A 20845-nucleotide genomic window follows, 5' to 3' on the forward strand; every position below is an offset into this window, starting at 1 on the left:
AAAGCGGTCAGAAGACTTTCGTTTTTGTTTCATCCTTTATTTTGGAGGTTCTGGAATCTCATTACATAAATTGCTCTTGTCTGGTAAGTATATTAAATAAAACTAATAGCTGGAGAAAGATATGCAGAATTTAATAAAGGTCCTGATACCCAGACAACTGTATTTATTGCTCATCCTGTCCACAGGCTTGCTTAACCATGTTATATTGATTCCTAATTTATTGACAGCTGCCGGAAGAGACAGCTGGCTGAGTGTGATAGCAGCATATCCGATTTCACTAATTTTTGTGTGGCTTATTTACTACATACTTAAAAACTCGTCAGATGAAGGTTTCTTTTCTATGCTGAGACAGCGTCTTGGAAGTACTTTTTCCGTACTTTTATCGGCTCCTGTATTTCTTTTTTTAATTGCGAGTTCTTATATAACATTGAGGGATTTAGTGATTTGGCTAAATACGTATTTTCTGGCAGAGACTTCTTTACTAATGATTAATATTATTTTAATACTGGTTTGTTTTATTACGACACTTTACGGTGTGAAATATATGGCTATTTCCAGCGGCGTGCTGCTTCCGCTTGTTATGCTTTACGGCGTATTTATTTCGGTTACAAACACCCGTTTGAAGGACCCAAGTCTATTGTTCCCGCTTCTTGCAAACGGGGCTGAACCTCTAATGAACGGCATTGTCTATTCTCTCTCGGGATTGCTTGAGGTTTATATCATCATATTACTGCAGCCGTATTCACAAAAAGCTTTTAAGTTTAAGCATCTTGTTATTCTTTTGACGCTTCTGGCAGGGCTAATATTGGGACCGCTCTCAGCCTCGATCATGGAATTTGGGCCTGTAGAAGCGACAAAATTTCTTTACCCAGCCCATGAACAATGGAGAGTCCTGACCATTGGAGAATATATCTCACATTTGGACTTTCTCGCCTTATATCAGTGGTTAAGCGGTGCATTAATCAGAATCGGATTATTTATGTATTTAGCCGGTTCATTTTTTCAAGCTAAAAAGAAACATTATCGATTGAATCCCAAATTGGTCCTTTCTTTGTACCTCATCTTGATTGGGTTAATGAGTATAAAGATTGAAACTTACACTTTTTATCGGATTATCTATAAGTATTATCTGCCGGTCAGCGTGGTGTTTTTTCTGTTGTATATCCTTTTGTCAGCCTTGATTATATTAGTTTTGAAGAAGAGGGATGAAAACCATGGCAAGAACAAGAATTCCAAATTCCAATCCTCAACATAAAGACAATGGCTGCACAAAAGCAGAGGAGTTAAAACAGCAGCTTTCCAAAAGCGGGGATTTTGTGAGCATTGTCCATGCTGCTGAAAAAGATGAGTTGGAGATTTTGTATTTCGATACTTTGGCCGATACCAAATATTTGGATCAACATATCTTGCCAAAACTTGCTGCTGAGAAGGACGGCACGGCAAAAGATAAGCTCAGGGCTTTATTCCAGGCTGAGCTGGTAACAGAAAAACCAATTGATGACTTGTCTTTATTGCTTTTTGAGGGGAATTTCCTGTTCCTGGCTGATCAGCACTTATTAAGTATAAAAGCAGCAAACCTTCCAAAACGGCAGCCAGAAGAGTCTGCACTTGAGACTTCCATTAGAGGCCCAAAGGATGGGTTTGTTGAAGATTTGCAGACAAATATTTCTTTAATTCGCAGAAGGCTCAATACCAGTACATTATGTGTTGAAAAATATACAATCGGACAACGGAGCAAAACGAAAGTAGCACTTATGTATATAGAAGATATTATCGATAAGCGGGTCCTGGATGAAATTCATAACAGGCTTGGGAAGGTTGAACTCGATATCTTGACGAGTATCCATGAACTCGACTCCTTAATACGGGACCGCCCCTATTCGATATTCCCCAGTCTTGATTATACCGGCCGTCCGGATTTTATCGTTCAGGCACTGAATCAGGGCAGGTTTGCCATTCTGGTGGAAGGAAACCCCACCGTTACCTTTGCCCCGATCAGTTTATTGCTGCAGACTAAATCACCTGAAGATCATTACATCAATTATGCGTTTGTAAGTCTGGAAAGAATCATCAGGATGATCGGGATAACGGTATCCGGGTTCCTTCCGGGAGTATGGATCGCATTTTCCGCCTTTAATATTGAGCAGATTCCTTACCTGATGGTTGCAACTATCTCTGTGTCCCGATTTGGCCTGCCTTTGAGTGCACCGGTTGAGATGTTCATCATACTGCTTTTGTTTGAGCTTTTTAATGAAGCAGGAATCAGGCTGCCAAGAGCCATTGGGCAGACAGTGGCCGTACTGGGTGGTTTAATTGTCGGGGATGCCGCTATCAGGGCCGGATTAACCTCTCCAACCATGCTTGTTGTTTCAGCCATTACGTATATTTCGTCCTTTACTCTTGTAAACCAGTCCCTTAGTTCCGCTATTACCATTGTTAGATTTCTCGTCATCTTCGTGAGTACTTTTTTAGGCTTGTTCGGTGTCATCATATTCTATATTCTCACTGTTCTATATTTTTCGACACTATCATCGTTTGGCGTTCCTTATCTTTCATCATTAGCTCCTATCAACTGGAGGGAAAGTGTAAAGGCATTTCTGATGCTGCCTGTACAATTTTATAAATCCCGTACCTCGTCCACCAGCCCTGACGATCCAACGAGGGAGGAGAAATAATGGCTAGAAACGTAATTTTGATGATTGCCGCATGCTGTATTATGCTTTCAGGCTGTTCAGGCATAAAAAATATACAAGATTTAACCTATATAGTATCAATCGGGATGGATTATGATGAAGAAAAGGATGAATATACAGTGTTTCTCCAAGGTCTGAATTTTGTAAATGTCGCAAAACAGGAAGGCGGAAAATCAGCAGACCCCATCCCTATATTTGTGGCTTCTGCAAAAGGAGAAACGTTAAATTTAGCTATAAGGGAGCTGTACAAATTATCAGAACCTTCCTTGTATTTTGCACATGTAAAGAATCTTGTCATATCAAAACGGATTCTCCAGCACAAATTTAAAGACGTTGTAGAGGAGATTGGAAGGAACCGTTTTATTCGCCCTACGCTTCATATCGTGACAACAGACGAATCAATTGAAGAGGTATTTAATATTAATGCACTGTTTAATTATCCGGCAGTATATACCGTTATATTTAAAAAGGATATATACGATGTTGACCATAATGAAATTCGGCCGGTACCTTTAATGAAGTTTCTGCGGGAATATTATGAACCAATGAATGCAGCAAAATTGCCTTCCGTAAAAATTAATAAAACAAGCTGGAAGGCAGAAAAGGATTATCCGGTATTATATTTTGACGGTTATGCAGTTTTTCAAAACAAAAAATATATTAAGGATCTTACATTTGAGGATTCTTTATTTCTTAATTGGCTGATGGAAAAATATGTTGCTATAGACGAAAGAGTCGATGTAGAGGGTAAACTGGCTGCAGCAGTAAAGCTGGAAAGCCCGAAGCTGAAATTTCAGTATGAGGAAAACGCCTCATCCCCAAAGTTCTCTATCGTTTTATCCATCCGTGCAGATTTACTGGAAAAAGTAGAGGACATTTCTTCTGACCGATTAACAAGCCTGATAGAAGAGAAGATAAAAACAAAGCTGCAATCGCTTTATTTGGATGGTATAGAAAGAAAAATTGACTATCTTAATGCGGGTGAGAAATGGTTTCGCATGCGTCCCGAGAAATTCGCAGAATTAAAGAAAACAGGCCATTTTTATTTGGAAGAAAACTCTCTTACTGACATTCAGGTGAAGGTTCAGATTTTTAATTTCAACAGCTATAAGTTTAATGAATGAAAAATTTCTGAAGGGGAGAGGCTGAATACCTCTTCTTTTTTTGCAATTTTACTTCAAGGAAAGAATAATAACCATGTAGTTTGGGCACTAATCGAAGTATGAATGTTTTCGGAGGGTGCCTTTATGAAAAAGAAAAATAAAAACCTCTTTATAGCTGGTTTAATCCTTGGGTTAGGTCTTATTGGGGCGATTGATGGCATCGTATTTCATCAGCTGCTTCAATGGCATCATATGATTATGAGCCCAAATATCCAGCTGGAAATTTTTACAGATGGCTTATTCACTTCTCTATTTTCTGCCAAGCTGCTTTGGGGAGGGATGAAAATTTTTCAGGATGCCCGGAATAATGAATTGGGCACAAGCTGGAAGATATTTGTTGGCGGTATTTTTATTGGGGGAGGCATATTTAACCTTGTCGAAGGAATTGTGGACCATCACATTCTCCAGGTTCATCGTGTCAGACCATTAGCCGAAAATCCATTATTCTATGATTTAGCCTTTTTAGCCATTGGATTATTGCTTGTCATCATTGGGCTTATGATCAAGCGGTCGGAGAAGGAAGCATGATGAAAAGAGCAGGAAGCTTTATCAGTTTTTTCATCATCTTTTTAGGTTTCTTTTATTTTTACACAAGTCAGAATCCCCACAGCCAGACGGGGGCAGACCAGCATATGGGTCATGGGTATGTGGAAATCCCAAAAGATCATGAAATTCCCGCTGTCAGCATAAGTGTTGCCCCCGACGGACCAGATACATGGCTTTTAAGGCTGGAGCTGCTTCATTTTTCTTTTGCGCCTGAAAAAGTTGGTGAGACCCATCCAAGCTATAATGAGGGCCATGCACATTTATACATAAATGGAGAGAAAATCAGCCGTTTATACGGACAGTATTATCATATAGGCAAACTGAAGGAGGGAAAAAATGAAATTACCGTGTCACTTAATTCGAACAATCACGGAGCTTTAATGTCCCGCGGCAAACCCGTGATGGCCAGTATAACTATAGATGTGGACCGGTAAGCGAAGAGGGTGGAACCAAGAACAGTCAGCTGCTAAATAAGAAACCGCAGTTTTGTCATCCGCGGCGCGACAAAGTTAGGTTTCTCCTTTGTTGAGTATAGCCCGTTTGTACATTACCATTAATAATAAAGTACTATATTTTGAAAGGATGAGTGTACATGGCTCAATCTAATCTAAAAGTAGCTGTACAGAAGTTCGGTAATTTTCTGAGCTCAATGGTTATGCCGAATATCTCTGCTTTTATAGCATGGGGTCTTATTACAGCTTTATTTATACCTACTGGCTTCTTCCCAAATGAAAGCCTTGCCATAATGGTCGATCCAATGGTTAAATACTTGCTTCCGCTTCTTATTGGTTATACAGGAGGTAAGCTTGTACATGATCAGCGCGGTGCCGTTGTTGGTGCCATCGCGACTATGGGGGTCATCGCAGGCGCGGAAATTCCTATGTTCCTTGGCGCCATGGTTATTGGTCCTCTGGGCGGATATGTGATTAAGAAATTTGACCAAATGATTGAAGGCAGAGTCCGTGCAGGATTCGAAATGCTCGTGAACAATTTCTCGGCAGGAATTCTTGGTGCGTTCATTGCAATCCTAGCGTTCAAGGGAGTTGGTCCGGCAGTTGATGTCTTCACCGGGTGGCTTGTAGCCGGTGTTGACTGGCTGATTGGCACTGGACTTCTGCCGCTGACAAGCATCTTAATTGAACCGGCAAAAGTATTATTCTTGAACAATGCCATCAACCATGGTGTTCTTTCGCCAATCGGCGTTGAACAGGTAAAAGAAACAGGACAGTCCATTCTGTTCCTGCTTGAAGCAAACCCTGGACCTGGTATCGGTGTCCTGCTTGCTTACATGTTCTTTGGAAAAGGCAATGCAAAGAAATCCGCACCAGGTGCCGGAATCATTCACTTCTTCGGCGGGATTCATGAAATTTATTTCCCGTATATCTTAATGCGTCCGATGCTCATTATTGCTGTCATCCTTGGCGGAATGAGCGGCGTGTTCACACTGGTTCTTTTAGGCGGCGGATTATTCGCTCCGTCATCACCGGGCAGCATTATCGCCATTACGGCTGTAACGCCTCATCATGCAAGTGCGTATATTGCAAACTTCGCAGGTGTGCTTGTGGCTGCTGCTGTTTCATTCATCGTGTCTGCATTTATAATGAAAACAGGCAAGCAGGGTGAAGAAGATATTGAAGAAGCTGCGAAAAAGATGCAGGAAATGAAGGGCAAGAAAAGCTCTGTATCCAACGTGATTGAAGGCGGTCAGGCTGCAATGCCTGATAATGTATCCAAAATCTATTTTGCCTGTGATGCAGGAATGGGCTCAAGTGCCATGGGTGCATCACTTCTCCGCAAAAAGGTAAAGGAAACGGGCATGGACATTGCTGTTACGAATACAGCAATCTCTAATTTGCCAGCAGATGCCGAAATCGTCATTACCCAGGAAGAACTGACGCCAAGGGCACGCCAAAAAGTGCCGAATGCATTCCATGTATCGGTTGATAACTTCCTATCAAGCCCGGAGTATGATAAGCTGATCAGCGCACTTCAGTTCCCGGCTAACTCAGAACTTCACGAAATCGTTGAAGATGCTGAAGATAATGTTCCTGATATCCAGGACGAAGAGATGGCTCATGATGACGATTTATTGCGTCCGGAAAATATATTCCTGAACAAAGAGTTTGCTGATAAGGATGAAGCGATCCGCTTTGCAGGAAGAGTGCTTGTGGATGCAGGCTATGTGGAAGAAAGCTATATTGAAGCGATGATTGAACGTGATAATATCACTTCCACTTATATGGGGAATGATGTTGCGATCCCGCACGGAACCGAAGAAGCCAAAAAGGCTGTGATCAAATCCGGCTTTACCGTTATCCAGGTGCCAAATGGTGTTGATTTCGATGGCCAAAAGGTCCGTCTGATCTTCGGAATTGCAGGCAAAGACGGTACACATCTTGAAATACTATCAGGAATCGCGGTAACATGTTCTGACATGGATAATATCGAAAAATTGGCTGCGGCTGAATCTGTACAGACCATTATGGATATTATCGGCAAAAAATAATACTAAAGCTATTTCCGAATAGAAAAGCGTCATTCTGCGCTTTTCTATTCAGTGTTTTTGTCACTAATTTTAGAAATGAGCTGATCTCATGTATATTACATCGAGGGAAAAAGCCATTATTGAATTGATTATAAAAACATCGGGTAAACACACGGCATTGTCGATTGCATCTTCGTTAAATGTCAGTGCGAGAACGATTCAGAGGGATTTAAAGGCAGTTGAGAAAATTGTCAGTGAGTTCGAATTGAAGTTAACCCGCAATTTAAATCAGGGCCTTGCTATTGAAGGGAAAAATGAGCAGATTTTCCGGCTGATCCAGCATTTGACCAGCAGTGAACCGATCGACCAGCCTCCTCAGGAAAAGAAACTGCGCCTTCTAATAGCTATTCTGGAAGAAGACTTATACAAGACTCAGGTTCTGGCAAGCTACCTCGGCATCAGTACGGCTACCCTGTCAGCCTATCTGGATGAACTTGGTGAATGGCTATCCGTTTTCCAGGTCCAGCCTACGAGAAAACGGGGAGTCGGTGTAGAGCTTCACGGATCAGAAGCAAATAAACGAAGAGCACTAGCACATTTTTTCCTTCAATATTTTCATGAAGAATTAATTGAGAAACTATTTTTGCTGGAAAAAAGGAAGCTTGGTGAAGAAAGGGTCCTTCATTACTTTGAACCGGATTATCTTTTTCAGGTGAACAGTATTGTTCAGACTGTTTTTTCTGGTGCACCTGCCCGGTTTGCTGATAGTGGTTATCTGGAGGTTGTGCTGCATGTATGCATTTCACTGCAGAGGACTCAAAAACAGCTTTTTGTGGATCAGAATGATACCCTTCCTGAAAAGGAAGTTATAGTGGAATACGGATTGATGCAGCAGATAACAAGCAAGCTGGAACGAAAATTTAACTGCATTTTTTCAGAAGGGGATGTCCTATACCTCGCACGAATACTTAAAGGGACCAAATTGAGCGGAGCCGAGGCTTTTCCATATGACAGCCTTGTGCTCGCCCAAATGATCAAGAATGTGATTAAATCTGTTTCGGAACAGCTGCATGTGGATTTAACCAAGGATTTTTCTTTATTTCAGGGACTGCTGGCGCACATGGAGCCATCCATATTCCGCATAAAACAGAATATGGAATCTTATAACCCGCTAAAAGAAGAAATTATGCGCAAATATCCGGTTCTGTTCATGGCTGTGAAAAATAGTCTTGTAGAGGAATTTACTGATATTGATCAATTTTCCGATGACGAGATCGCCTTCATCGTCCTTCACTTTGGCTCAGCCCTGGTCATGCAGGAAGAGAATCTTTCCATTAAGGCACTTGTGATTTGTCCGACAGGCATCGGCACATCCAAGATGCTAAAGAGCAGGCTGAAAAAAGAAGCAGCTGAAATTGATGTGATCGAAATCAAGTCGATGAAGGAAATTTCAGAGGGTGTTGATCTAAAAGATTATGATTTAATCCTTTCTACAGTCAGACTTCCTTTTATAAATGCTGAGTACATATTGGTGAATCCGCTCTTAAGCGATGAAAATATTCTTACCATAAAAAGCTACTTGCAGAACAATATTGAAAGCCTGACAAAAGGAAAAGAATATCAGCCGGGGGATGGGTTCAAACAGGCTGAACAGAAGAACCTTTCTTTATCCGCAATGCTTGAGGAAGTAAGAGATATCCAGGAGAGCATCGAGTCTCTTATTCATAACTTCCGTTTTTACCGGATGGATGGAGGAGAAAGCCAGGAGCAGATTCTTAGGAAAATGCTTGTGAATGCCGAAGGAGATAATTTGCTGACGAATGCTGAAGATGTCCTGCAGTCATTAAGGGAGCGGGAACAAAAAGGCGGGCTTGGCATACCTGAAACCAATATGGCTCTCTTTCATGCCCGCAGTAAAAATGTCCGTGAACTTATTTTTCAGATTGCCCACCTGCCTGAGCCATGCATGGTAAAGGGGATGGACGGGAGAGATGTTATTCTGAAAAACCTTCTGCTCATGCTGGCACCGTTCGATCTAAGCAGTAGAGAGCAGGAGATATTAAGCTTAATCAGCACAAATATCATTGAGACAGAGGAAGCGATTCTAATTTTTTCTTCAGCCAATGAAGACATGATTTACAAGAAGCTAGAATCAATTTTGACAGAATACCTGCAGTCTCATTTTAAAATAAATCAGTAAAGGAATGATTCGATGAAACAAGCAGTCCATTTTGGAGCAGGGAACATAGGAAGAGGATTTATTGGAGCCCTATTTTCACAGTCAGGCTACCATGTAACATTTGTTGATATTGCCGACGAAATCATTAATCAGCTGAACGAAGAAAAACAATACCAAGTGCTGCTGGCTGCAGATATACAGGAATCCATGACAATTGAAAATGTTTCAGGATTGAATAATCTGAAACAGGAGAATGAAGTAATAGAGGCCATTAAGCAGGCTGACTTCTTAACAACAGCGATTGGCCCTAACATCCTTCCGCGGATTGCTCCATTAATTGCAAAAGGCCTGGCTGCAAGAGCAGAGGCAGGAATTAACCAGAAGCTTTATGTCATTGCATGTGAAAATCAGATTTCTGCGACTGATCTTTTAAAAGGCTATATTATGGAGCATCTTGACAGCGATGTAAATCTGGCGGGTGTATCTTTCCTAAACTCCGCAGTAGACCGAATTGTCCCAATCCAGAACAACCAGGGATCACTGGATGTTCTTGTTGAACCGTATCATGAATGGGTTGTGGAAACGACTGAGGACATTCCGCATATCGAAGGAATGAAAATTGTTCCGGAGCTTGCGCCATTTATCGAAAGAAAGCTATTCACGGTTAACACAGGACATGCCGTTATTGCTTATTTCGGATACCTGGGAGGAAAAGAAACCATCGACCAGACACTTGCGGATGAAGAAATTTATAATCAGGTTCAGGCAACACTCCGTGAAACAGGTGCCTATTTGATTAATCGATATGATCTGAATCCGAGCGAGCATCAGAAATATATTGATAAAATTATCGGCCGTTTCCAAAATGCCCACTTAAATGATGGTGTAACAAGAGTCGGACGTTCGCCGATAAGGAAGCTTGGCCCTGAAGACAGACTGGTTCGCCCGGCACTCCAGGCACAAAAAGCAGGCTTATCATACACAAACCTGGCTAAAGCCATTGCTGCAGCACTAATGTTTGATAACAGGGAAGACGAAGAAGCGGTAAAGCTCCAGGACATGATTCAAGAAAACGGAGTAGCTTACGTGCTGAAGGAAGTATGCGGACTTGAAGATTCAAGCGAGCTTGCTAAAGAAATACTGAAACAGTATGAAGCATTGGAAAAATAAAAAGGATTTAAGGCTGCTGAAATGTTCGGCAGTCTTATTTTTTGGGGGTTTTTCGGTGGGTGGAAAATAGAACTTATGGAGGGCTTATGAAGCTAAAAAAGGTGGAGATCCGTGGAAATGGTCGCTATGGAGGAGTCATGAAACCCAAAATGGTTGGAGAGGTAGGAAATGGTCGCCATGGAGGGCTCATGAAGTCCAAAATAGATGGAGATCCGAAGAAATAGTCGGCATGGAGGGTTCATGAGGCCAAAATAGGAGGAGAGCAGATGAAATAGTCGCCATGAAGGGCTCATGAGGCCCAAAATTCATAAAAGCCATAAATTTCTTCTTCATAAGGGGGCAAGGGAGAATTGATCTCTGGTAATTAATTCGAAGTCCCAGAGCCAGCCAACAAACTGGGAGTTATTCAAAGGGTAACGATGAAAACTCGGACCCGGCAGTCAAAATGGGGGTTAATCAAAGGGAATAACGACGAAAACTCGGACCCGGCAGTTAAAATGGGGGTTAATCAAAGGGAATAACGACGAAAACTCGGAGCCGGCAGTCAAAATGGGGGTTAATCAAAGGGAATAACGACGAAAACTCGGACCCGGCAGTCAAAATGGGGGTTAATCAAAGGGAATAACGACGAAAACTCGGAGCCAGCAGTCAAAATGGGGGTTAATCAAAGGAAATAACGACGAAAACTCAGACCCGGCTGTCAAACTGGGAGTTAATCAAAGGGAATAACGACGAAATCCCAGATCCAACCGACAAGATGGGAGTTAATCAAAGGGAATAACGACGAAAACTCGGACCCGGCAGTCAAAATGGGAGTTAATTAAAGAGAATAGCGACGAAATCCCAGATCCAACCGACAAGATGGGAGTTAATCAAAAGGCGTAAAGATGAAATCCCGAAGCCAGCCATCAGAAGGGGCCATAAACTGGAGCAGCAGCTTCGAAACGATAAGATTTTTTAAAACTGGTGATTAGTCAGTTCCGGTGGGAATGCGCTTAACAATGCTGTTTAAATGAAGTCCTCATTCTAAATATTAAATTTTCAAAAAATATTGACAACTATTCAAAAAACAGATAAATTATAAAATAATATAAAGTTATAACATTATATTCTTTCAAGGGAGATACATAAATGCAGATAGATAAGAGTTTACATATACCTCTTTATAGACAAGTAGAGCAGATTTTGGAAGATAAAATCATTTCAGGCCAATGGGAGGTGGGGAGTCAGCTGCCGACTGAGCAGGAGCTGTCCGACCGATTCGATGTAAGTACCATTACTGTTAAAAGAGCTGTGATTGAGCTTGTGAATAAAGGTTATCTCTTCAGACAGCGAGGCAAGGGAACCTTTGTATCTGGAGCTGCAAAAGAGCAGGACCTCAATTCCATTATTTCGCTGTCCACCGGTGCGGAACAGGAACATCCGCATGAAATGATCAGCTTTAAATATGAGACAGCAGGTTCTGAAATTGCCCAGAAGTTAAGGATTGATCCTGAGGATGAGGTGATCAAAATTGAGAGATTAAAAGTGGAAAACAATGATCCTCTCGCATTGGAATATACCTATCTTCCAGCAGATAAATGTCAGGGGCTTACACCTGAAATGATCAATAACGATTTAATTTTTAACATCCTAAAAAATAGATTCCATATAGCACTAAAACGAGCCAGGGTATTTATCCGGCCATATATTCTTCCTGATCATCAGGCTAAGCTGCTTCATGTGGAACCGGGAACCCCGGTGTTTGAGTGGGAGCGTACTACATACACAAAGCAGGAAGACATCATTGAGTTCTCTAAATTCTATATCCGCAGTGATAAAGAGGTTTATTATACAGAGGTTCAATTGTAAAAAAAAAGCTGAAATATCAGAGGGCGTTTTATAAATACAAAAGATATAAAGTTATAATATTATATCTTTATATTTTATATATAAATCAATCTCTTTAAATAGATTGATCCAAATTATAAAGGGGGTATCGCTTTTATCAAGTCTTCATCTTAGAACAGCTCCTTAAGTTCACAAAAGCAAAAATAAACGAGGGGGAAATGAGTTGAAAAAGAAAGCTTATTTAATTGTATTGCTTTGTTTATTGCTTGTCACAGCTGCAGGATGCAGCGGCCAAACAGGAAGCTCTGCAGATGAAGGATCAGGAAAAAGTGATGAAAAGACACTTGTTTTAGCGGCATATGGAGGAAGCTATGAGCAAAAGATGAAGGAGGAGTTGATCCCAAAGTTTGAGAAAGAGCATGGCGTAAAGGTGAAATATATTACTGGAAGCTCTGTTGATACCTTATCCAAGCTACAGGCTCAAAAGGATAATCCTCAAATTGATGTAGCTTTCCTTGATGATGGTCCGCAAGCACAGGCAAAGGCGTTTGGATTGCTGGCGCCAATGGATGAGAGTGTTGTTACGAATCTGGCAAATGTCTATGATATTGCAAAAGATAAAGATAATGTCGGCGTTGGATTCGGAATCATCTCAACCGGCTTGGCTTATAACAAGGATGTCTTCAAACAGAATGGCTGGGAACCGCCGACATCCTGGAATGATTTGGCCGATCCGAAGTTTAAAGGAAAACTCGTACTGCCTTCCATTGCCAATACGTATGGAGTTCATTTTCTGCTCATGACTGCGATTGCTAATGGCGGAGATGAAGAAAACATTGAACCAGGCTTTGAAAAAATGAAGGAAATTGCCAAAAACGCGATCACTTTTGATAAAACAGCTGACGTATCAAATTACTTCCTGCAAGGGCAGACAGTTGCAAGTGCATGGGGAAGCAGCCGGGTATTTACCCTTCAGGATAGCGGATTCCCGATTGAATATGTCATTCCCGAAGAAGGGGCTCCAGCACTAATGGCAACTGTCAGTGTGGTGAAGGACGCTCCAAATGGGGAACTTGCACAGGAATTTGTCAATTTTGTTCTGGATGAAGAAGCTCAGCTTCTATTTGCCAACTCCTTGTTTGACGGTCCGGTTAATAAGAATGTGAAGCTTGAAGGTGACATCGTCGATAAAGTGGCATATGGGGAAGAGGAGATTGCCAAATTGATCAAAGTCGACTGGGAAGCTGTAAATGCAAAACGAGCAGAGTGGACAGAACGGGCCAATAAAGCAATCGAAGTAGCCCATTAAAAGAGAGGGGAAACGAATGAGTTACTTAAGCCTGGAAAACGTGGTCAAGACCTTTAATAAAACAGAGGTAGTTAAAAAGCTCAGCCTTGACATCCAAAAAGGGGAACTGGTCTCCTTTTTGGGGCCTTCGGGCTGCGGAAAAACGACAACACTGAATATGATCGCCGGATTTCTGGAGGTGGATGGCGGGAAGATTGAGGTGGACGGCAAACCCGTTCACCTGCTTCCTCCCAATAAAAGAGAAATGGGCATGGTGTTCCAGAATTATGCTTTATTTCCTCACATGACGGTTTTTGATAATGTCGCCTATGGACTCAAGCTGCGTAAAGTGCCAAAAAATGAAATAAACAAAAGGGTTCTGGAAGCACTGGAAATGGTCCGTTTAGCTGGCTATGAAAAACGCTATCCAAAGGAACTATCCGGGGGACAGCAGCAGCGTGTTTCACTGGCGAGGGCATTGGTCATTAAACCGAAGGTGCTTCTCCTTGATGAACCACTGAGCAATCTTGATGCAAAGCTGCGCCAGGAAATGCGCGAAGAAATTGTCGATATTCAAAAGCAAGTGGGGATTACAACGATATTTGTCACACATGACCAGGAGGAAGCATTGGCCATATCGGACCGGATCGCGGTCATGTACGAGGGCCGGATTGAACAGGTAGATGATCCGGCATCCATATATAACCATCCAAAGACTGATTTCGTATCTCAGTTCATAGGGGAAGTCAACCACATTCAGGGGAAAGTTCTGGAAACCTATGAAAATAAGAAATGCAAACTGCATTTTTTTGGGAATGAACAGATCGTTTCAGTTCCATCCGTGAAGAATTCCGAAGTTCACTTTTTCATAAGGCCGGAAAAAATCCAGATCGCCTTAGCCGAATCGAATGAAAGAAATGAGGCTTTTCAAACCAAGGTGGAAAGGAAAATGTTTCTTGGAGCCAAGACAAGATACATTTTGAAGGTACATGACCGGCATCTTATTGCAGATATTTCCAATACCGTATTAAATCCCACCGAAATTAAAGAAGGAAACAGTGTCTACACTTATTGGAACCCTGAAGACCTGCTGCCTTCCAGAATGGCGAGGTGACTCACATGCAAGCCGGAATCGGAACGGAACATGACTTATTGCTTCAGCAAAAGAAAAAGAATTTGAATAAAAAACGGCTTGATACGTGGCTGCTTTTACTTCCGACGCTGGGGATCTTCATTTTCTTCTTTCTTCTGCCATTGTTTTTCTTATTTATTACAAGCTTTAAAAATTTTGATGCCAGCACGGGAGTGGGAAATGAGTGGACACTCCAGAACTATATCAAATTCATGTCAGATCCTTTTTATCTTGGGGTGGTCTGGCGCACTGTGAAAATTGCACTTCTAACAACATTGATTACCATCATGATTTCTTATCCCGTAGCTTTTCAGATTTCCAGATCAAAAGGAAGAACCAGGAATTATTTAACCCTTCTGGTCCTTTCCCCGCTACTGATCAGCATGGTTATACGCTGTTACGGCTGGGTGATTCTTTTATCCAACAATGGTGTTGTCAACAATACACTATTAAAGCTGGGCTGGATTGATCAGCCTTTAACCCTCTTATACACCGAATTGAGTGTGGTCATCGGGATGGTGCATGTTCTTTTCCCGTACATGGTGCTGAGCATCATGGGCTCACTCGAAAAAATAGACCCTTCTGTCATCAGAGCCTCGCAGAATCTTGGGGCCAGCTCCTTCAGAACTTTCTTTTCCATTTTGCTACCGTTAACCTTGCCAGGTGTTTTCGCCGGATCGGTTATGGTGTTCAGCTTAAGCGTCAGCTCATTTGTTACACCGGCCATTCTTGGCGGTCCGCAGGTGAAGGTTATGTCCTATTTAACGTATGAACAGGTAGCTGTCATGCTGAATTGGCCGTATGGAGGCGCAATTGGCTTCCTCCTTATCCTGATTGCCACCATTACAATCATCGCATACAGCAAAATCCTTGCCAGATCTGAGAAGGGAGTGGCCATACAATGAGCAGGAAGCTGTCCAAGTATTTCTTTAACTTTGTCTGTTTACTGGTTTATATTTTCCTGCTGGCGCCAATCGTGGTTATATTGCTTTCTTCCTTAACAACTACCGAATACATTGTATTCCCGCCAGAAGGCCTTACCCTCAGATGGTACACAGAATTAATAGAACATCCGGAATTTATGCAGTCCTTTACACTGAGCATTATTGTGGCGTTCGGAACAGCCATTATTTCCACTGCCATTGGCACATTGGCTTCACTTGCGGTCGTCCGGCGCCAATTTAAAGGGAAGACAGCGATTGTTCAATTAGTAGGTTCGCCTCTGTTGATTCCATCTGTTGTATTTGGTGTCGCTCTCTTGCAGTTTTACTCCTGGATTGGCTTAGCTGCGAGCCCGCTTGCATTGATTTTAGGTCACATCATCTTAACGGTTCCATTTGTGATGCGTCTGGTTGTTGCCAGCTTAGTAGGTTTTGACCGTTCCATCGAACAAGCTGCCCTGAACCTTGGTGCAGGACCGATGAAAGTTTTCTTTCAAATTACTCTGCCGATTATTAAATCAGGCGTTATAGCAGGCGCCATTTTCGCCTTTATTACTTCATTTGATGATTTAACAGTTGCCTTATTCATTGTCAGTACCGACGTTGTGACACTGCCAGTGCGAATTTACACATATATGCAATATCAATATGATCCGATTATTACATCCGTATCAAGCATCATGATTCTTTTCACTGTTGTATTAATGCTTGTAATTGAAAGAGTGCTTGGTGTAGGAAAAGTGTTTTCCTCGAAAAATTAGATAGGAGAGGTCTTTATGCACATTGAGAAACATCCCGTTCTAGGCAGGCAGCTTCTCAAGCCTGTAACCATTTATTTCAATGATCAGCCATATCAGGCCTATTCGCAGCAATCAGTCGCTGCCGCCTTAATGGCAAATGGTATTAAGAAATTGGGTGTCAGCCGAAAGCTGGTCCAATCCAGAGGATTATTCTGCTCGCGCGGGAGATGCTGCAGCTGCTATATGACGATTGACGGTGAGGATCATGTACGGAGCTGTATGACAGTGGTTAAAGATGGCATGCGAATATACCCGAATATGGAAGATCCCGAGGTAAGGAGGGAGATTGATGAAGACTGATGTACTTATTATCGGAGGTGGTCCTGCAGGTCTATCAGCAGCAATTGAGACGGCATCAAGGGGACTGGATGTAACAATTGTTGATGAAGCTTCTCAACTTGGCGGGCAGCTAAACCAGCAGACTCAAACGCTGCGTCCGCTTCCTTCTGTATATGAACCCATGCGTGGCTTTGAATTGGCATATAAGCTAATTGAGCAGATTAAGGGTTTAAGTGTAAAGCCGCTCCTGAATCACCGTGTGGTTGGATTTTACGCTGATGGTAGTGCCGGAATTACCGATGAAGAAAATGTATTCCCGGTAAAAGCAAAAAAGATTATTGTGGCTTCCGGAGCGGCTGAAAAGGCCGTCGCTTTTCCAAAATGGACAATGCCGGGGATTATGACAATCGGTGCTGCACAGACATTGATCAATCGTGATTTTGTGATGGCTGGGAGAGAAGCTGTTATTGTGGGCTCCAGTGATTTTGCCATGGAAACGGCAATGCAGCTGATGGCTGTGGGCACTCGGGTGAAAGCAATCATAGAAAAACAAAGTGAAGTTTCAGCAATAGACCAGGAAAAAGTGAGTGAACTATCAAGGAATGGAATTCCTTTTTATTTTAATAGTTTTATAAAAGAAGTAAGAGGAAATGGGCAGGTGGAACAAATTGATATTGAACTGCCTGATGAAGTCATTACCCTGAATGTGGACCTCGTTTGCATGGATGGAGGCAGGATGCCCATACTGGATGTTTTTTACCAGCTGGGCTGTTCCTTTGGCTTCCAAGAGGAGCTGGGCGGCTGGGTCCCGCAATATAGTAATACATTCCAAACCGACAGGGAGGATGTATTTATAGCTGGGAATGCGGCAGGCATCAGCACTCAGGGGCCGTTGCTTCTGACAGGAATGATTGCCGGCATTAGTGTAAGTGAAGAATTGCAGGCAATCCGCTCGGCAGAGGCAAATGAGATGAGGGAGACACTTTGGAAAGAACTCGGATTATTGGAGTACAAAGAAGTGTACAGCGGAAGAGTCAAGCATCTCGAGAACTTTACAAGCCCAATACTGAAAGATCAATTTATCTCCTAGATAGGAAAAGAGAGAAGAAGGTGAATTAGTTGGATAAAACGACGATCATCTGCAGATGTGAAGAAATCAGCTGTGAAGAAGTGGAAGAGGTTATCAGCAATGGAGGAAGGACATTTGATGATGTTAAGAGGATTACCCGCTGCGGAATGGGTCCTTGCCAGGCTAAAATCTGCACCAGCATGGTGGCAGAAATTATTCACCAGCAGACTGGGCTGTCACTTTCAGAGATTCCGCTGCCGAGGATGAGGATGCCGCTATCTCCCATTAAGCTTGAAACACTGGCAACGAACAGTACATCCTTTAGTGCGGTCAAGTCTGTCCTTGATGATGTGGAAATTGAAGAAGGGAAGGTGAGGTAATTGGAAACAAACTATGAAACAATTGTTATTGGAGGAGGTGTAGTGGGCAGCGGAATTGCTTACCACCTTTCTGAGCGATACAAAGAAGGCGTGCTTGTGCTTGATAAAAAATACCCCATGTCAGGCACCTCCGGATCCACCCAGGCCTGGGTATGGGTACATAATAAAACTCCTTCCTGGTATGCGGAATTTAGTATGTACAGTGCGGAACTCTATCCTTATCTGTCTAAAAAGATCGGGGACGTAGAATACAAACGTACAGGGGGGCTATCACCATTTTTCAATGAAAGTGATCGTGAAAAGGCAGAGAAACTCGCGGAATCTTATCGAAAAATTGGCATCAAAATCAAAGTCTTATCCAGGGAAGAAGTTCTCGAAAAAGAGCCCTATATGAATCCAGAAGTAGCCGGGGCTACCTACAGCTCCATTGATGGCAATGTCAATCCATTCCGCCTCATTGATATGTATATGAGAGCAGCTAAAAGAAATGGCGTCCGCTATTCTACTTATAATAAGGTAACTGAGATTAAAAAGCACGATGGAAAATATGCAGTTGTATCAGATAATGGGGCGTTTGAATGTAAAAACCTTATTCTTGCTGGCGGAACCTGGTCAAGAGAAATCGGTGACATGCTTGGAGTTAAGATTCCTGTTAATCAATTAAGAGGGCAGATCCTAGTGTCTGAACCATTAAAGCCTTTCTTAAATTTTACAATAAGCGGATTAAGGCAGGCTAACAATGGTGAAGTACTGATGGGTTATTCAATGGAAGAAGCTGGCTTTAATCGGGCTACAACGCTTGATGTGATTCAGGAAACAGCCAATATGGCAGTCCAATATGTACCCGGATTAAGAAAAGCCAAAATTGTCCGTGCTTTTTCCGGAATCCGGGCCATGCCTGAGGATGGTTTTCCGATTCTTGGTAAAGTGCCAGGCCATGAAAACCTTTATGTAGCCGCCACCCATAGTGGAGTTACACTATCTCCTTTAATTGGTACCCTTATAACGGAGTTAATCATGGATGGGGAAACTTCGATTCCGATCGACAGGTATTCTTTAAGCAGGTTTGGCTAGAGTGAATCATATTAAGTTATAATATTATAACTTTTTTAAAAGGTAGTCAGGAAAAATATTATGTAAACAAAATTGGAGGAAATAAGATGCCGCATTTGTTTATAAGGGGAATATCAGTGGATCAGACTAAGGAAATCAGTACACAGCTGGTTAAAGACCTGGCTTGGCTTTGTGACTGCGGAGAAGATAACTTCACATTGGAAGTTTTGAATTCAACTTTTGTGTTTGATAAAAAAGAGGTTTCAGCATATCCATTTATAGAAGTAAAGTGGTTTGACAGGGGCAAAGCAGTTCAAAACCAATTTGCCGGGATTGTTTCGAACCATGTTCAGTCGCTTGGGGTGCCGGAGATAGAAGTCGCATTTTTAGCTTTTTTAGAGGCGGATTATTATTTGAATGGGAAGAGTTTTGCGGATTAAAAGGGGGGAGTTCAATCATGAAAATAGCAGTCATAGGCTCAGGAATTGCAGGTTCAAGTGCAGCCTATCACCTCTCAAGAGAAGGTGCAGAGGTAGTCATTATTGATAAGGCACATCAGGGGCAGGCAACGGCAGCAGGCGCAGGAATCATTTGCCCGTGGATTTCCAGAGTAAATCACAAAGACTGGTACACCATTGCAAAACGAGGCGCTCTTTACTATCCATCTTTAATAGCGAACCTTAAACAAGATGGAGAAGAGGATTTTGGATATAGAATGGTAGGAGCTCTGGCAGTCAGCAGCAGTTCTGATGAGCTGGATGCGATCGAGCAAAGTGTTCGGCAAAAAAGAGCTGAAACCCCTGAGGTTGGGGAGATTACGAGATTATCAGCAGTGGAAGCCCGGGAACTTTATCCTCCGCTCCGCGAGGATCTGCAGGCTGTCCATGTTACAGGTGGAGCCAGGCTGGATGGAAGGCTGTTAAGAGACGCTATGCTAAATGGTGCAAAAAAACATGGTGCAGCAATAATTGAAGGTGAAGGTGACCTTGTATTTCAAAATAATAAGGTTACAGGAGTAAAAGTGAACGGGGAGGTCATTGCGGCCGATGCAGTTATCGTTACAGCCGGTGCCTGGGCTAAAGACTTACTTGCCCCGTTAGGCATTGATCTGAAAATCGAGCCGCAGCGCGGGCAAATTGCCCATCTGGAAATCGACAGTATGGACACCTCCAGTTGGCCGGTTGTACTTCCGCAAAGCTCTCACTATCTAGTGGCTTTCGACCATTCCAAAGTAGTAGTTGGAGCTACCAGGGAAACGGGCTCCGGGTTTGACTATAGACTAACGGCGGCAGGTGTGAAAGAAGTGCTGGATGAGGCATTAGCGGTGGCACCTGGATTAGCTGAAAGCACGCTAAAAGAAGTAAGGATTGGCTTCCGTCCGGCTGGACCTGATATTTTGCCGCTGCTGGGTACGGTTCCTGCTGCAGAGGGGCTGGTTATCGCAACAGGATTAGGAGCATCAGGGCTTACGATGGGACCTTACGTGGGTACATTGGCTGCAGATCTTGCTTTGAAAAGAGAGATGGAAATAGATCTATCACCTTATGATCCATTAAGAAAAGGCTTGGAAGCAGAAATAAAATGAAACTAAGAGTTAGGTAAAAAGGAGCTGCCATACTGTTTTAATGGCAGCTTAATTGTTTTTCCTACTCCTTCAATCGATCCGGCAATCCCTGAATGGAAGACACCACAACATCAAGTTTCGCTTCGATCCGGTTCAGCAGAAAAAACGTGACAACGATTGGGAAGCCGAGTTCGCTGATCAATGTAACCATCTGTTCCATACCAGTTGCTCCTTTCTCATGAATTACCTTTACCTGCATTAAAAATGGCCGGG

The 20845-nt window shown here is 42.5% G+C and carries 21 protein-coding genes; 20 read left to right on the forward strand and 1 reads right to left on the reverse strand.

The genetic code is table 11. From position 1 onward, the window contains the following. Nucleotides 1-121: 121 nt before the first annotated feature. The 20 genes from DFO72_RS23250 to DFO72_RS23340 all read left to right on the forward strand — a co-directional run bounded on the left by DFO72_RS23250 (nucleotide 122) and on the right by DFO72_RS23340 (nucleotide 20593). Nucleotides 122-1255 carry an endospore germination permease gene (locus tag DFO72_RS23250; RefSeq protein WP_113884818.1) on the forward strand — a complete coding sequence of 378 codons (1134 nt, stop codon included), beginning with the start codon at nucleotides 122-124 and terminating at the stop codon, nucleotides 1253-1255. Next, complete coding sequence (locus DFO72_RS23255) at nucleotides 1215-2675, forward strand: spore germination protein (RefSeq protein WP_113884819.1); 1461 nt, start codon at nucleotides 1215-1217, stop codon at nucleotides 2673-2675. Before DFO72_RS23250 ends, DFO72_RS23255 begins: the two co-directional genes overlap by 41 nt. After that, nucleotides 2675-3817, forward strand: coding sequence for a Ger(x)C family spore germination protein (locus DFO72_RS23260; RefSeq protein ID WP_113884820.1), 1143 nt, complete (start codon nucleotides 2675-2677; stop codon nucleotides 3815-3817). The genes DFO72_RS23255 and DFO72_RS23260 overlap by 1 nt, the downstream gene beginning before the upstream one ends. Before the next feature lie 123 nt (nucleotides 3818-3940). Beyond that, the gene (locus tag DFO72_RS23265; protein ID WP_166672545.1) at nucleotides 3941-4384 is read left to right on the forward strand and encodes a DUF2243 domain-containing protein; all 444 of its coding nucleotides are present in this window, start codon (nucleotides 3941-3943) and stop codon (nucleotides 4382-4384) included. Then, nucleotides 4381-4836 carry a hypothetical protein gene (locus DFO72_RS23270; RefSeq protein WP_134177290.1) on the forward strand — a complete coding sequence of 152 codons (456 nt, stop codon included), beginning with the start codon at nucleotides 4381-4383 and terminating at the stop codon, nucleotides 4834-4836. The genes DFO72_RS23265 and DFO72_RS23270 overlap by 4 nt, the downstream gene beginning before the upstream one ends. A gap of 158 nt (nucleotides 4837-4994) precedes the next feature. Continuing rightward, on the forward strand, nucleotides 4995-6908 hold the full coding sequence (locus DFO72_RS23275) for a PTS mannitol transporter subunit IICBA (RefSeq protein WP_113884823.1): 1914 nt from the start codon (nucleotides 4995-4997) through the stop codon (nucleotides 6906-6908). A gap of 88 nt (nucleotides 6909-6996) precedes the next feature. Continuing rightward, the gene (locus tag DFO72_RS23280; RefSeq protein ID WP_113884824.1) at nucleotides 6997-9087 is read left to right on the forward strand and encodes a BglG family transcription antiterminator; all 2091 of its coding nucleotides are present in this window, start codon (nucleotides 6997-6999) and stop codon (nucleotides 9085-9087) included. 12 nt (nucleotides 9088-9099) lie between these two features. After that, nucleotides 9100-10236, forward strand: a complete 1137-nt coding sequence (locus DFO72_RS23285) for a mannitol-1-phosphate 5-dehydrogenase (protein ID WP_113884825.1) — start codon at nucleotides 9100-9102, stop codon at nucleotides 10234-10236. 86 nt (nucleotides 10237-10322) lie between these two features. After that, the gene (locus DFO72_RS29680) at nucleotides 10323-10460 is read left to right on the forward strand and encodes a hypothetical protein (protein ID WP_166672546.1); all 138 of its coding nucleotides are present in this window, start codon (nucleotides 10323-10325) and stop codon (nucleotides 10458-10460) included. 907 nt (nucleotides 10461-11367) lie between these two features. Then, on the forward strand, nucleotides 11368-12087 hold the full coding sequence (locus DFO72_RS23290; protein ID WP_113884826.1) for a GntR family transcriptional regulator: 720 nt from the start codon (nucleotides 11368-11370) through the stop codon (nucleotides 12085-12087). Nucleotides 12088-12289: 202 nt separating this feature from the next. Next, nucleotides 12290-13375, forward strand: a complete 1086-nt coding sequence (locus DFO72_RS23295; RefSeq protein WP_113884827.1) for an ABC transporter substrate-binding protein — start codon at nucleotides 12290-12292, stop codon at nucleotides 13373-13375. Between the two features lie 16 nt (nucleotides 13376-13391). Further along, complete coding sequence (locus tag DFO72_RS23300; RefSeq protein ID WP_113884828.1) at nucleotides 13392-14468, forward strand: ABC transporter ATP-binding protein; 1077 nt, start codon at nucleotides 13392-13394, stop codon at nucleotides 14466-14468. A gap of 5 nt (nucleotides 14469-14473) precedes the next feature. Continuing rightward, the gene (locus DFO72_RS23305; RefSeq protein ID WP_113884829.1) at nucleotides 14474-15391 is read left to right on the forward strand and encodes an ABC transporter permease; all 918 of its coding nucleotides are present in this window, start codon (nucleotides 14474-14476) and stop codon (nucleotides 15389-15391) included. Next, nucleotides 15388-16188, forward strand: a complete 801-nt coding sequence (locus DFO72_RS23310; protein WP_113884830.1) for an ABC transporter permease — start codon at nucleotides 15388-15390, stop codon at nucleotides 16186-16188. The genes DFO72_RS23305 and DFO72_RS23310 overlap by 4 nt, the downstream gene beginning before the upstream one ends. A 15-nt stretch (nucleotides 16189-16203) precedes the next feature. Further along, a complete protein-coding gene (locus DFO72_RS23315; RefSeq protein WP_113884831.1) occupies nucleotides 16204-16527 on the forward strand; it encodes a (2Fe-2S)-binding protein in 324 nt (107 codons plus the stop codon). Next, on the forward strand, nucleotides 16517-17596 hold the full coding sequence (locus tag DFO72_RS23320) for an NAD(P)/FAD-dependent oxidoreductase (RefSeq protein ID WP_113884832.1): 1080 nt from the start codon (nucleotides 16517-16519) through the stop codon (nucleotides 17594-17596). Before DFO72_RS23315 ends, DFO72_RS23320 begins: the two co-directional genes overlap by 11 nt. Nucleotides 17597-17625: 29 nt before the next feature. After that, nucleotides 17626-17955: a (2Fe-2S)-binding protein gene (locus DFO72_RS23325; protein ID WP_113884833.1), complete on the forward strand. Its 330-nt coding sequence runs from the start codon at nucleotides 17626-17628 to the stop codon at nucleotides 17953-17955. Then, nucleotides 17956-19029 carry an NAD(P)/FAD-dependent oxidoreductase gene (locus DFO72_RS23330; protein WP_113884834.1) on the forward strand — a complete coding sequence of 358 codons (1074 nt, stop codon included), beginning with the start codon at nucleotides 17956-17958 and terminating at the stop codon, nucleotides 19027-19029. Nucleotides 19030-19115: 86 nt separating this feature from the next. Beyond that, the gene (locus tag DFO72_RS23335; protein WP_113884835.1) at nucleotides 19116-19448 is read left to right on the forward strand and encodes a DUF1904 family protein; all 333 of its coding nucleotides are present in this window, start codon (nucleotides 19116-19118) and stop codon (nucleotides 19446-19448) included. A 17-nt stretch (nucleotides 19449-19465) separates the two neighbouring features. After that, nucleotides 19466-20593 carry an NAD(P)/FAD-dependent oxidoreductase gene (locus DFO72_RS23340; RefSeq protein WP_113884836.1) on the forward strand — a complete coding sequence of 376 codons (1128 nt, stop codon included), beginning with the start codon at nucleotides 19466-19468 and terminating at the stop codon, nucleotides 20591-20593. Nucleotides 20594-20654: 61 nt separating this feature from the next. On the opposite strand, the gene DFO72_RS23345 is transcribed toward DFO72_RS23340, so the two are convergent. Beyond that, on the reverse strand, nucleotides 20655-20792 hold the full coding sequence (locus DFO72_RS23345) for a YvrJ family protein (protein ID WP_113884848.1): 138 nt from the start codon (nucleotides 20790-20792) through the stop codon (nucleotides 20655-20657). Between the last annotated feature and the right edge of the window lie 53 nt (nucleotides 20793-20845).

This window comes from Cytobacillus oceanisediminis, assembly GCF_004366035.1.
In the GTDB taxonomy this organism is placed as follows: domain Bacteria; phylum Bacillota; class Bacilli; order Bacillales; family Cytobacillaceae; genus Cytobacillus; species Cytobacillus oceanisediminis_C.